13 protein-coding genes and 1 riboswitch are annotated in these 12,289 nt (G+C 52.2%); of the genes, 11 read left to right on the forward strand and 2 right to left on the reverse strand.

Annotated elements, in window-relative coordinates; translation table 11 throughout:
• Positions 1 to 453: 453 nt before the first annotated feature.
• On the forward strand, positions 454 to 654 hold the full coding sequence (locus BLQ82_RS31530; protein ID WP_143013480.1) for a hypothetical protein: 201 nt from the start codon (positions 454 to 456) through the stop codon (positions 652 to 654).
• A 131-nt stretch (positions 655 to 785) separates the two neighbouring features.
• On the opposite strand, the gene BLQ82_RS17530 is transcribed toward BLQ82_RS31530, so the two are convergent.
• Positions 786 to 2,126, reverse strand: coding sequence for an MFS transporter (locus BLQ82_RS17530; protein ID WP_062522260.1), 1,341 nt, complete (start codon positions 2,124 to 2,126; stop codon positions 786 to 788).
• 160 nt (positions 2,127 to 2,286) lie between these two features.
• Here BLQ82_RS17530 and BLQ82_RS17535 point away from each other — a divergent pair, with 160 nt between their 5' ends.
• The 9 genes from BLQ82_RS17535 to BLQ82_RS17575 all read left to right on the forward strand — a co-directional run bounded on the left by BLQ82_RS17535 (position 2,287) and on the right by BLQ82_RS17575 (position 10,486).
• Positions 2,287 to 3,492 carry a helix-turn-helix domain-containing protein gene (locus BLQ82_RS17535; protein WP_062522261.1) on the forward strand — a complete coding sequence of 402 codons (1,206 nt, stop codon included), beginning with the start codon at positions 2,287 to 2,289 and terminating at the stop codon, positions 3,490 to 3,492.
• A 100-nt stretch (positions 3,493 to 3,592) separates the two neighbouring features.
• Positions 3,593 to 3,994 carry a large conductance mechanosensitive channel protein MscL gene (mscL, locus tag BLQ82_RS17540; RefSeq protein ID WP_062522264.1) on the forward strand — a complete coding sequence of 134 codons (402 nt, stop codon included), beginning with the start codon at positions 3,593 to 3,595 and terminating at the stop codon, positions 3,992 to 3,994.
• 96 nt (positions 3,995 to 4,090) lie between these two features.
• Positions 4,091 to 4,259: riboswitch (FMN riboswitch) on the forward strand.
• Positions 4,260 to 4,477: 218 nt separating this feature from the next.
• Complete coding sequence (gene ribD, locus BLQ82_RS17545; protein ID WP_062522267.1) at positions 4,478 to 5,578, forward strand: bifunctional diaminohydroxyphosphoribosylaminopyrimidine deaminase/5-amino-6-(5-phosphoribosylamino)uracil reductase RibD; 1,101 nt, start codon at positions 4,478 to 4,480, stop codon at positions 5,576 to 5,578.
• A gap of 24 nt (positions 5,579 to 5,602) precedes the next feature.
• The gene (locus BLQ82_RS17550; protein ID WP_062522269.1) at positions 5,603 to 6,271 is read left to right on the forward strand and encodes a riboflavin synthase; all 669 of its coding nucleotides are present in this window, start codon (positions 5,603 to 5,605) and stop codon (positions 6,269 to 6,271) included.
• 64 nt (positions 6,272 to 6,335) lie between these two features.
• Positions 6,336 to 7,589 (forward strand): bifunctional 3,4-dihydroxy-2-butanone-4-phosphate synthase/GTP cyclohydrolase II, encoded by a 1,254-nt coding sequence (locus BLQ82_RS17555; RefSeq protein WP_062522271.1) that lies wholly within the window; start codon positions 6,336 to 6,338, stop codon positions 7,587 to 7,589.
• A 38-nt stretch (positions 7,590 to 7,627) separates the two neighbouring features.
• On the forward strand, positions 7,628 to 8,095 hold the full coding sequence (gene ribH / locus BLQ82_RS17560) for a 6,7-dimethyl-8-ribityllumazine synthase (RefSeq protein ID WP_025706959.1): 468 nt from the start codon (positions 7,628 to 7,630) through the stop codon (positions 8,093 to 8,095).
• A 135-nt stretch (positions 8,096 to 8,230) separates the two neighbouring features.
• Positions 8,231 to 9,022, forward strand: a complete 792-nt coding sequence (locus BLQ82_RS17565) for a segregation and condensation protein A (RefSeq protein ID WP_039836118.1) — start codon at positions 8,231 to 8,233, stop codon at positions 9,020 to 9,022.
• Positions 8,991 to 9,596, forward strand: coding sequence for an SMC-Scp complex subunit ScpB (gene scpB, locus BLQ82_RS17570; RefSeq protein WP_062522273.1), 606 nt, complete (start codon positions 8,991 to 8,993; stop codon positions 9,594 to 9,596). The genes BLQ82_RS17565 and scpB overlap by 32 nt, the downstream gene beginning before the upstream one ends.
• Before the next feature lie 167 nt (positions 9,597 to 9,763).
• Entirely contained in the window at positions 9,764 to 10,486 is a 723-nt protein-coding gene (locus BLQ82_RS17575) for a DUF2953 domain-containing protein (RefSeq protein WP_062522275.1), read from the forward strand.
• A gap of 84 nt (positions 10,487 to 10,570) precedes the next feature.
• Here BLQ82_RS17575 and BLQ82_RS17580 read toward each other — a convergent pair whose 3' ends face one another.
• Positions 10,571 to 11,461, reverse strand: coding sequence for a hypothetical protein (locus BLQ82_RS17580; RefSeq protein WP_062522277.1), 891 nt, complete (start codon positions 11,459 to 11,461; stop codon positions 10,571 to 10,573).
• A 232-nt stretch (positions 11,462 to 11,693) separates the two neighbouring features.
• On the opposite strand from BLQ82_RS17580, the gene ytfJ reads away from it, so the two are divergent.
• Positions 11,694 to 12,230: a GerW family sporulation protein gene (ytfJ, locus tag BLQ82_RS17585; protein WP_062522279.1), complete on the forward strand. Its 537-nt coding sequence runs from the start codon at positions 11,694 to 11,696 to the stop codon at positions 12,228 to 12,230.
• Positions 12,231 to 12,289 lie beyond the last annotated feature (59 nt).

Here is a 12,289-nt window from a genome sequence, read left to right on the forward strand (position 1 = left end):
GCCTCAGCGTTTCGTTGATTTTGGAACGATGGGGAATCCCTAAAAGCTCCGATTGTTATTCACTCACCGGGGGGGGGTTGTTCTTATTTTGGAATCCGGCGCAAGTGAGCATATTGGTGAATCGAGAGATTGTACACTAAGTGAAATCCATGGCTAACTTCAAATGGACTCTAAGGTGCAAAAGTAATTTCTGCTGTATAAAAGTGATTCTGCCGTCAAAAGTGGCTTCTGCTGTACAAAAGTAGTTTCTTCTGTACAAAAGTGGTTTCTGCTATATAAGAGTGGTTTTGCCGCTAAAAGTAGTTTTTGCTGTACAAAAGTAGTTTCTGCCGTATATAAGGGACTGCGAATCTTAAAAGGAGGAATGCTTGCGGGGGTTGGGGTTGCTGCAGGTGAGTGAAGTGGAATTAGTGAACTTAAATTGGCTCAGAAGCCTTCAGCAGAAGGTATTAGGTGGAAAAAGTAGACTTATTTGAAGCGAATTCACCTGAAATGGCAGGATGTCCCGAATTAAGTATACTTTTTCTCACTAACGCTTGCTGGGGGAGGGGAAGGGAAGAATTAAGTTCACTTTTTCCACTTGAGCTGCCGCTTGATTCAAGGAGGGTTGGAGTTGCAGGGGGTAGAGGAGACATAAAGTTACCCAGGAGTTGAAACTGGGGGCTCCCCGGGCAATCCTAAACCCCGCACGGCAGCGCACTGCCTCAGCGTCCCCAGCAGCCCTCTCAGCCATGAAGCCCTGGAAGTAGCTTCAGCGCACTGCCTCAGCGTTCCCCGCAGCCCTCTCAAGCATGTAGCTCCGGGAGAGCTTCCCGGTTCTGCTTGACCTCCAGCTCCCGGCCGTTTTTTAGTCCTCTTCGTCCTAATAATGCGACTAATACAATCGCCACGCCGGAAGCCAGCAGCAGGTAACCGGATGGAATCCGGTCCAACAGCATCCCATATAGAATCATCCCTGCCGGCGCGATAGCCCCTGAGGCCGTCTCGACAACTGCAAACACTCTTCCGCGATATTCTTCTTCCACCGTTTGCTGCAGGTAAACCTGGACGGGAATATTGATATTCATCACCGTGACGCCCACAAGGAACATCAGCACAAGCAGAAAAAGATAAGCGGTAGTGGCATTGAACGAAAACAGGATGGGAAGCGCCATAGCTATAAACAGCAGGCCAAGTGTGGACAGGCCGAGGATCAGCGAGCCGGCGGGGCTGTTTTTTTGGCGGCGGACGGTCAGCAGCAGGGACATTGCCAGTACACCTGCCGCCAGCATGGCATTAATGGTGCCATATTGGCTGGAAGAGAGCGAAAGGGACTTCACAGCGACAAAGGGCAATACAACATTCAGCGCTACCACGAAAAAGTTCACCCAGAAAACGATGTTGATTACTGCGCGGATGACAGGTTTCTTAAAAACATAGGAGATGCCTCCGGCAAGGCTGCTCCGCAGCTCTGCCAATACTTTGGTTCGCACCTGCGGGACGTCACCGCCAGGGGCTGGATCAGGCAGCTCGCTGTGCACTCCCTCGGCCGTGGAGGGTTTGAACCGCAGACCACAGCTCATGAGGGTCGAAACGGCAAAACCCGCCGCGTTCAGCAGCATGAACAGCTTGAGGGGGACCATGGCGTACAGCATTCCGCCGAGCACTGGAGCGAGCAGGTTGCCGATGGAGCCGGCGATTTGATTGAGCGACCCGGCACGCTGGATTTGTCCCGTCTCCACAAGCTGCAGCAGCGAGGAGGAGACGGCAATTCCATAAAAGGTGGAGCATACGGACAGCAGAACCAAGGACGCATAGACAGGGAACAGGGATACACCTCCCAGGGAGACGGTCAGAAAGGCCAGCATAAGCGTCAGGACGGCGGCAAGGTCAGAGCAGATCAGCAGCTTGCGGCGGTTCATCCGGTCTGCGGTAACGCCGGCGAAGGGCGCAAGCAGAATCCGGGGCAGCAGTCCGCATACCATCGTAACCGCAAAGCTTCCTCCAGAGCCTGTGAGCTTCAGAATATATAGCCCCACAACGAAGGTGTACATCCCGGAGCCCAGGACAGAAGCCAGTTTGCCCGCAAAGAACAGCAGCATGTTCCGGTTGCTTGGAGTCGAAAACATACGGTCATTAATCTTCATGTGAAGCTCCCTTCAATAATAGTTAAATATAATTAAACTTATTCTAAGCTGAAAGATGTTAATATGCAATATAAAGTTAAATTATATTTAACATTGCTTTCTCTGAGTTTTCGTTTACGCTATACTGGAGACAAAATGGACAGAAGGATGGCTCCTATAAATGACAAGCAAACAAACGATTGGAGATAAAATCAAATCTTTGCGTACAAGCAAAAGGCTCACACAGAGTGATCTGGCAGGTGGTGATATGACCAAAAGTATGCTCAGCCAAATCGAAAACGGCAGAGCACTGCCTTCCATGCGCAGTCTGCAAATTTTAGCGGCACGTCTTGGGGTGGACGCAGGCTATTTCCTTGAAGAGGAGGAAAGCGCAGATCTTACCCGCCTGGTGCACGATATGGAAGCCCAGTTCAAGCGCAAAAACTATCAGGCGATTGTATCCGCCGTTAAACCCCTAATGGACGGGAGACTTCCGATGACGGTAAATGCCGCGCGGCTGATGGGGTTCTATGTGAACGCCTGCTACTATACAGGAGCTGAGGGAGGAGAAGAGGCCATCCGGCGGGCCGTAGAGATCTATGAACGTTTCAATTTATATGTGGAAAGTGCCAAAGTTCAGTATTTGGCCTATGCCCTGCTTTTCACACAGAGCCGGTACAGCGAGAGCCTCGAACTGATCCTGCGGGTCAGGGAAGACTATGTAAGCAAAAAAACCGGCAACGATTTTTTATTCGAAATCGACCTTCACTATGCGGAAAGTGTGACTTTATCGGCGCTGGGTCAATATGATGGAAGCCGGAGGGCGGCGCTTGCGGCAATAGCCCTGTCACGGGAGGAAGGTGTGTATTATTTGACAGATCACCTATACCGTGTAATGTCCAACCTTGCCCTGATGTCCGGGAATCTGGAGGAGGCAGTCCTGTATCTGGATAAGGCTAAGCTCTTCGTGCAGTTTACAGAAGATGAGCAGTCCGTACAGCTTGTTCATCTGGCCGAGATCAGAATGGCTAATGCGGAGCGGCGGTATGAAGAAGCCATCAGGCTTGGGCAGAAGTATCATAGCAAGGGAACCAGGTATGAATCGAGTTGTTTCCTGCAAACCGGAATTGCCCTGTATCATTTGGGCCGGGATGAAGAAGCGCTGGCGGCTCTGTCCAAAGTTACCCTGCCGGATGATGCCTACCACCCGCTGGACCGTTCAGCTGTCTTTACTTCTTATGCCTACAAAGCCAAAATCTACGCCAGACAAGGGAAAATGGAGGAAGCACGCCAGCAGGCGGAAATTGCTTACGAAAGGGTAAGGCAGTACCCCTCGTCGGTCTACACCCAATTCATTCAAGCAACTTACCTGGAATTGCATGCATAGGCTTTGCCGCAGGAAAAACGGCTCTGCTCTCAAGCTGCTTCTTAAATCGTCGTCAGAAATGCTATAATAACTTCAAAATTTAAATATTGGAGGAAAGCAAATGTGGGAAGAATTTAAAAAATTTGCTTTGAAGGGAAATGTGCTGGATCTGGCGGTGGCGGTTGTCATTGGTGCTGCGTTCGGGAAGATCGTCTCCTCCCTGGTCACGGACATTATCATGCCGCTGGTCGGGATACTTACCGGTGGTATCGATTTGAATGGACTATCTTTTGCCTATGGAGATGCCGTAGTGAAATACGGGGTGTTTCTGCAGTCCGTTGTCGATTTCTTTATCATCGCCTTCTCGATCTTCATGGTGGTCAAGCTGGCTAACCGTTTCAAGCGCAAGGAACCCGTGAAAGTGGAGGTAGTGGAGACTCCTGCACCCGCTCCTGAAGTAGCCCTGTTAACAGAGATCCGTGATTTATTGCGTACGGACAAGCAGTCTCAAAAAGATAATTAAGTTACATAAATAAAGTTAATTTCATAAACGCACTTGCATTTCCGGTGGCAAAGTGATAATTTTGTTGTAGGCAAAACCTGAAACTAATTAAATAGATCAATCCTTCAGGGCAGGGTGCAATTCCCTACCGGCGGTGATGCAACTGTGATGGGCTGAACAAGCTGATTGCACTGCTCAGTCCGCTACCCGCTTCGTATATCATACGGACGGTGGACCCGGTGCAATTCCGGGACCGACAGTATAGTCTGGATGGAAGAAGGAGAGACTTTCGTTTGTGCGTATATGCACAGACGTGCTGCAGTGTATTCAAATATTATGTGCGAACTTTCACATTTGTTCCTTTTTGACTGTGAAACGCACAGTTTTATTAGAACTGCCGTAAACTCTCGTATAACCCGTCTTGAACTCCACCTGGAGATTGAGGCGGGTTTTCTGTTTTGAACTGGGCAAAAGCTAGAGCAGCACAACGATCGGAGGCAGGACATGGATACAATGAATGACGAATTTTATATGTCACTCGCACTGGATATGGCGGAAAGAGCGCAAGGCCAGACCGGCATTAATCCGGTAGTCGGCTGTGTTGTCGTGAAGGATGGAGCCATGATTGGCCTCGGCACCCATCTGCAGCGGGGGACGGGCCATGCCGAAGTGCACGCGCTGAATATGGCGGCGGGCAAGGCGCAAGGGAGCACGGCTTATGTAACTCTTGAGCCCTGCAGTCACTATGGCAAGACGCCGCCCTGCAGCCAGAGGCTGATCGATGAAGGGGTTGCCCGTGTGGTGGTGGCCTGCGAGGACCCCAATCCCCAGGTTGCCGGGCGCGGCATAGCCATGCTGCGGGAGCAGGGAATTGAGGTTGAGGTAGGGCTGCTCCGAAGCCGGGCTCTGCGGCTGAACGAGAAATTCATCAAGTATATCCTGACCAAGCAGCCTTTTGTCACGCTGAAGAGCGCAAGTACGCTTGACGGGAAGCTGGCCACCCGGACCGGGGACAGCAAATGGATATCCAATGGACAGGCGCGGGAGATCGTGCACACGCTGCGGCACCGCCACCAAGGAATTATGGTTGGCGTCAATACCGTGATTGCCGACAATCCTTCTTTGACCACAAGGATGGAAGTACCTGGACTGAATCCGGTCCGGATCGTGATTGACTCGACGCTGCGGATTCCGTTTGATTCTGCTGTCGTCCGTGATGGCCAGGCACCCACCATTGTCGTCACTACCGAATCTTCTGATCCTGTGAAGCGGGCGGCACTGCTCGATGCAGGGGTGCAGATCGTTGTCAGCGGCGCCGGGCCGCGGGTGGATCTCAAGGCAGCGATGACCAGTCTTGGCGGGCTGGAGATCGGTTCGATCCTGCTGGAAGGCGGCGGAACCCTGAACGGTGCCATGCTGGAGAACGGTCTTGTGGACCGTGTGGTGCTTTTCTTTGCTCCGAAGATCGTCGGGGGTGGTTCAGCTGCACCCGGAACCTTCGAATTTCCCGGTGTAGAGCTGATGCAAAGCGCGATTACACTTGAAGGATTGGAAGTGGAAGTGCTCGGGGATAATGTGTGTATCAGCGGCACGCCTATCCGCTAAAGCAAATATCAGGAGGCGAATCACATGTTCACAGGTTTGATTGAAGAGGTCGGAGTGCTGCGCGGGGTGACCGGCGGAGGCGAAATGATGGTGCTGAACATCGGCGCATCCCTCATTATGGATGACTTGAAAATCGGCGACAGCGTATCGGTGAACGGCGTCTGTCTGACGGCGACTTCCATCGGCGATCACTCTTTTACCGTTGATGTCATGCCTCAGACTTACCGGAACAGCACACTGAAGGAGCTGCGCAGCGGAAGCAGAATGAACCTGGAGCGGGCCATGGCGGCCGGCGGCCGTTTTGGCGGACATATTGTGCAGGGCCATGTCGACGGAACCGGTGAAATCCGCAGCGTCAAGCGCGACCAGAACGCGGTCGTCTTCGAGATTGCTCCGGAGCGTACATCATTGTTCAAATTCATTATTCCCAAAGGCTCCATTACCATTGACGGCATCAGCCTGACCGTGGTCGACGCTTCAGCTTCTACCTTTACCGTATCCATCATTCCCCATACGCTCGGTGAAACGGTCCTGGCCCATAAACGGACCGGGGACCGGATCAATCTGGAATGCGATGTGCTGGGCAAGTATGTGGACCATCTCCTTAACTACGGTTCACGTGCAGGGAATGCGGAAGAAGAGAACAGCTCCCGGATCAGCCGTGATTTTCTGGCGGCGAACGGGTTTGTATAAATAATGAGCAGGCTTGCGCCTAAGCCCTGTTAAGGGTGCGTCAAGCTGCCAGGAGGTTAGAAAGATGAGCCAGCCAATCAAGAACGACAGTGTCCTGGACCCGATTGAGGACGCCATTTATGATCTGATGCGCGGCAAGGTCATTATCGTAGTGGATGATGAAGACCGCGAAAATGAAGGGGACTTCATTGCACTTGCCGAACGCTCCACACCGGAAGTGATTAACTTCATGATTACAGAGGGGCGCGGACTGGTCTGTGTGCCGATTACGGCAGAGCGGGCGGCAGAACTGGATCTGCAGCCTATGGTTGCCCATAATACCGACAACCATGGCACTGCTTTTACCGTATCCGTCGATCACAAAGATACCACCACAGGGATCTCAGCCGCAGAAAGATCCAAAACCATTCAAGCGCTGATGGACCCGGACGCCAAGCCCTCCGATTTCCGCAGACCGGGGCATATGTTCCCGCTGATTGCCAAAAAAGGCGGTGTGCTGCGCCGCTCCGGTCATACGGAAGCTGCTGTGGACCTGGCCCGCATGTGCGGCGCTTATCCTGCCAGTGTAATCTGCGAAGTGGTCAAGGAAGACGGGACCATGGCCCGTCTGCCGGATCTGGTGGAGATTGCGCGCAAGCATGAGCTTAAGCTGATCAGCATTAAGGATCTCATTCATTACCGCAATGAGAAGGAGCAGCTGGTCACCCGTGAGGTTTCGGTCAATTTGCCGACGGACTTCGGCGACTTTCAGACGATCGCCTATACGAATGAAGTGGATGACAAAGAGCATGTCGCTTTGGTCAAAGGCGATATTTCCGGTGAAGAGCCGGTGCTGGTCCGTGTGCATTCCGAATGCCTCACCGGCGATGTATTCCACTCCCACCGCTGCGACTGCGGCCCGCAGTTTGAAGCGGCGCTGCGCCAGATCGAAGCGGCAGGCCGGGGAGTTCTGCTGTATATGCGCCAGGAGGGCAGAGGCATCGGCCTGATCAACAAGCTCCGCGCTTACAAGCTTCAAGAGGAAGGTCTGGATACGGTCGATGCCAACCTGAAGCTGGGCTTCCCGGCAGACCTGCGCGATTATGGCATTGGTGCTCAGATTCTTAAGGATCTGGGGGTACGCCAGATCAAGCTGATGACCAACAATCCGCGCAAGATCAAAGGACTGGAAGGCTACGGTCTCGAAGTTGTGGAGCGTGTGCCGATTCAAATGCCGGAGAACAAGGACAATACCAAATATCTCCACACCAAGCAGGCCAAGCTGGGCCATCTGCTGACTTTTGACAACATTGAGCAAAATGAGGATTCCAAGCTGTAACATCCATATCACTTACTAATGAAGGGTAGATGAATACAATGCCGAATTATTTAGAAGGACATTTAGTATCCGAGGGACTGAAATACGGGGTAGTTGTAGGGCGTTTTAATGAGTTTATCACCAGCAAGCTGCTGTCCGGTGCGCTCGATGCGTTCAAGCGCCATGGTGTAGCTGATGATGAAGTGGATGTGGCCTGGGTGCCGGGAGTGTTCGAAATTCCTCTGATTGCCCAGAAAATGGCGGAAAGCGGCAGATACGATGCGGTAATCGCGCTGGGAACCGTCATTCGCGGATCTACAACCCATTATGATTATGTGTGCAATGAGGTTGCCAAAGGGGTGGCGGCCATCAATCTGAAGACCGGTATTCCAACCATTTTTGGCGTAGTGACTACCGAAAATATTGAGCAGGCCATTGAGCGCTCCGGAACCAAGGCCGGCAATAAAGGCTGGGATGCTGCGACCTCTGCCATAGAAATGGCGAACCTGAACAAGCTTTTTAAATAAGAGACCTCTTGACGAATCTACTGAAATCGTGCTTATTTATATGTATGAGAAGAAAGCATGAACCATAAGATCTTTCTACTTGTGTAGCGCCCGTGCGGCGCTGCACTTTACTTTTTTTTGGCGGGAGGAAACCGCGTGACTGTATTGTACAAGCTGGAGACGTTCGAAGGTCCGCTCGATTTGCTCTTGCACTTAATAGACAAGGCGGAAATCGACATCCAGGACATTCCGGTCAGCGAGATCACCGAGCAGTACATGGAATATCTGCGGACGATGCAGGAGCTTGAGCTGGATATCACCAGTGAATTTTTAGTGATGGCTGCAACGCTGCTGTCGATCAAGAGCAAGCTGCTGCTGCCGAAGCCGCCGGTTATTGAAATCGAGGATTTCGAATATTACGAGGACGACGATTATGATCCGCGTGCAGAGCTGGTTCAGCGGCTGATCGAATACCGCAAATTCAAGAGCATTGCCGTGCAGCTGCTGGATATGGAGAGTGAACGCAGCCTGATCTTCACCAAGGAGCCGGAGGATCTGGGTCCTTTTGTGCCGGCCCAGATCGATAATACGCTCAAGGGGCTGCATACTGCCGACCTGATCGCCGCCTTCCGGAAGGCGCTGAGCAAAGCGGCTAGAAGATCCTCCTATCAGCGGATTACCCGGGATGAAATTTCCGTAAAGGACAGGATACGGGATGTATCGGCTGCACTCCAGCGTAAAGGGACAGGCGGCAGAATGCGCTTCTCAGCGCTGCTGGATGATGAGATGGCCCGGCATGAGATCGTGGTGACCTTCCTTGCCATCCTGGAGCTCATGAAGATGAAGGCGATCTTCTGCTACCAAGAGAAATTATTTGATGACATTGTAATGGAGTGGAGAGGAGGAGAAGATCTCAGTGGAATTCAAAACGCTGAAATCAATTATTGAAGGCCTGCTGTTCCTGTCCGGCGATGAGGGCCTGTCTGTCCGCCAGATTGCCGAGATTACGGAGCAGCGGCCGGATATTGCCGGCAAAGCGCTGCAGGAACTGAAAGAGGATTATGTGTCCCAGGAACGAGGCCTGCAGGTCGTGCAGATAGCCGGGAACTACCGTCTGGCTACGCTGCCGGACCATGCGCCTTATTTCGAAAGGCTCGCTTATTCACCTTCACGTGCATCCCTGTCCCAGGCAGCGCTGGAGACACTGGCTATCGTCGCTTACCGCCAGCCGATTACCCGTGTGGAGATTGAGGAGATCCGCGGCGTGAAGTCTGAGCGGGCCATTCATACACTGAACAACAAGGATTTGATTCATGAAGTCGGGCGTGCGGAAGCAGTAGGCCGCCCCATTCTGTACGGAACCACCAAATCGTTCCTTGAGAGTTTCGGGCTGGCCGATTTGAAGGAGCTGCCGGAGCCTTCCAACTTCGACGCCTCCTCCGACGACCTGGAAGAGGAGACACAGCTCCTGTTCAGCAAGCTGGACAGCCAGATGACCTTTGATGACACGGAGCCGGCGTAATCAGCCGGACGGATACTAACAGAAGCTCTATAGCCATTCACCTAAATGCCGCAGGCATTGTGGATGAGGCTATGGGGCTTTTTTGCTTGAGTGCGGAATTTTTTCCAGCCCTGAATGCCATACTAATTCACAGGCTCCTCATTATGGGTTGCATGGAGGTTACTTTCGTGACGTTATGGCTGGCAATACCCTTGGCGCTGCTGCTGTTAATGATTGTAGTGCTGCTAGTGATTCTGACTTCATACATACATTTTCATTTCCGGGTGTGCAGGCTGGGAAAGGATGACCGGATAGAATTAGATCTGAGAGCCCTATTTGGCTTGGTCAAATTTCACTATGAGCTGCCTGCGCTCGTGTTCCAGGGAATAGAGAAGGGGATCAAAGTCAAGCTGGAAGAAAGCGGCCTTGCACCGGTGCGGACGGATCAAGATCTTGAGGAGCAAATCGACAAGCAGTCGGTTGCCGATTGGCTGAAGAATATCCGCATAGCGGTGAAGGCAACGCATGGTCTGAACAAATGGCTGAAGGATACAATGTCCCATGTCGAGATTACCAAGCTGGATTGGTCTACCGATTTCTCGATGGGCGATGCGGCATATACGGCAACGGCAGCGGGAGCGTTCTGGGGACTGAAATGGACTCTGGCAGGGTGGATATCGAGGTTCGTCCGGCTGAAAAAATCTCCGCGGATGTTTGTTGCGCCTGTGTTCTCAGATGAGATATCCTTCTCCACGGAGGCAGTATGCGTTGGTAAGCTTTCAATGGGCTATGCCTTTTATTCAGGGCTTCGACTTTTGCGGCGGGCCTCCAAGGTACAGGGGGGGCTGCGGCACTGGAAAGCGCTCCTTAGCCGCAATCCCACGGTTTCTCCGCAGAAGGAGGCGGATTAAACCGGCTGCGGCAGTGTTGAACCAAAAGGCAGCGCCGCAGAGAGTGCGGGCTGCCAGGGAATTTTTCAGGGATTGTTCCGGACACTAAGCGTGAACAGGTGTCTTCATTTGAGGGTAGAAGCTATGCGGATTTTTTTCGCGGTCCCCCGTTTTGTGCATGATGAGATCAATGGCTGCTCCGTTAAGCTCCATCGGGATCCGGGCCCGGCCATCCAGATACGCCACCGTTCCCAGGGCCAACAGCCCTTCCGCACTGATCCCTACAAACAATCCGCCAATATCGTTGCTCAGGGTCTGTTTGTCCCCGTTGTTTTTGGTTGCTTCAAGTGTATATTTTATGGTGATGACCTCGGCCAGGTTGCTTTTTTCAGTCCGGCCGACCTCGGCACCCTTGATAACGACGATAGAATCCTCTTTCTGAAGGGATTCATTAGGTCCCTCATTCAAATGGTAGTTGTACCAAAATTGATGTCCGCCCCATTTGCTGCCCTGTTCTCCAATAAAAACATGCTCAAAAAATGAGGTGCCGTCAGCACTGGGCTGGAACCAGATCGATCTAAGCGTCTCGACCCATTCTTCTTTGGAACATCCGGCTTTGATCTGATGGTGATCCTCGGCATACTTGCGGGCCTGGCGTAAAGGTGCCGACACTGCGGCATAGGCCAGAAATTCATGAATTTGCTCATGTTCTGCAGCCGTAACCGCATCTCTCCCGCCGGACACCGATTCGTAATTATTCTTCAGCTTTCTGAACAGATCATAGGTATACCGCTTGCCGTCAGGGATCACGACCTCATTGAATACGGTGATTTGATTCTTCCCGCTTCCCGCCCCGGCCTTCTCACCGGACAGCGGATTCATATCTACGATCACGTACCCCTTTTGGGGGTCTTTTTGCGTATCGCTCCCACCCTTGATCAAAGGCAGCAAGCCGTTGCCTTCCATATCCGCCTGCCAAATTTTTGCGAAATCCATAGCTCAGCCTCCTTATACACATTTATCTGCTTAGCCATCATTCTGGCCTCTTAAGCGGATTTTATGTGAGGCGAAATTGCGAAGGTTATATCTGGGCAGAGCACCAGCCAGCAGCTTCAGTTCCACCGTGTTTTTTATTAGAGTGCTGTACATATCATGCCCGATATATGAGCAGACTGTACAAGAGTAGGCAATTCCCTTATCTTTCAAACAGCAGAGGAGGAGTACTTAGATGTCAGAACACCCGATTCAAGGTCTCATGCAGACCGCTATGGAAAATATTAAAGGCATGGTGGACGTCAATACGATTGTCGGCGACCCGGTAGAAACTCCGGATGGCAGTGTGATTCTGCCGATCAGTAAAGTCGCCTTCGGCTTTGCCGCAGGCGGCAGTGATTTCCGCGTGGAAGACGATGCCCCGGGTATCAATGGTACTGGAAGCGGCGTCAAAATGCTTCCGTTCGGGGGCGGCAGCGGCGGCGGGGTATCCATTCGGCCAATCGCATTTCTTGTAGTAGGCAAGGAAGGGGTGCACATTGTGCCGCTGGATAACCAGACCCATCTGTTCGAGAAAATTATTGATGCGACTCCGGGTCTCATCGACAAAATTCAGACCATGTTCCCAAATAACACATCGTCTCAGAATGACGCGTCGTCTCAGAATGGAGCATCGTCTCAGAATGGCACACCAGTAGGTTCGCAAGTAGTAGCTTCGGCTACCGAAAAACCGGGTAAAAGCCCAGGCCCTTCAGACTCCTCGACTCATTAGCGTTATGGGTATTACCTGAAGAATGCAGCGGCAGACAACGGGGATACCGCCTCAAACAG

The sequence above is a fragment of the Paenibacillus jilunlii genome, assembly GCF_900102965.1.
Classification (GTDB): Bacteria; Bacillota; Bacilli; order Paenibacillales; family Paenibacillaceae; genus Paenibacillus_AQ; species Paenibacillus_AQ jilunlii.

Excerpts from the sequence above, each read along its gene's own strand:
- BLQ82_RS17530 (WP_062522260.1), bottom strand. The coding sequence starts at position 2,126 with ATGAAGATTAATGACCGTATGTTTTCGACTCCAAGCAACCGGAACATG.
- BLQ82_RS17535 (WP_062522261.1), top strand. The coding sequence starts at position 2,287 with ATGACAAGCAAACAAACGATTGGAGATAAAATCAAATCTTTGCGTACA.
- mscL (WP_062522264.1), top strand. The coding sequence starts at position 3,593 with ATGTGGGAAGAATTTAAAAAATTTGCTTTGAAGGGAAATGTGCTGGAT.
- ribD (WP_062522267.1), top strand. The coding sequence starts at position 4,478 with ATGGATACAATGAATGACGAATTTTATATGTCACTCGCACTGGATATG.
- BLQ82_RS17550 (WP_062522269.1), top strand. The coding sequence starts at position 5,603 with ATGTTCACAGGTTTGATTGAAGAGGTCGGAGTGCTGCGCGGGGTGACC.
- BLQ82_RS17555 (WP_062522271.1), top strand. The coding sequence starts at position 6,336 with ATGAGCCAGCCAATCAAGAACGACAGTGTCCTGGACCCGATTGAGGAC.
- ribH (WP_025706959.1), top strand. The coding sequence starts at position 7,628 with ATGCCGAATTATTTAGAAGGACATTTAGTATCCGAGGGACTGAAATAC.
- BLQ82_RS17580 (WP_062522277.1), bottom strand. The coding sequence starts at position 11,461 with ATGGATTTCGCAAAAATTTGGCAGGCGGATATGGAAGGCAACGGCTTG.
- ytfJ (WP_062522279.1), top strand. The coding sequence starts at position 11,694 with ATGTCAGAACACCCGATTCAAGGTCTCATGCAGACCGCTATGGAAAAT.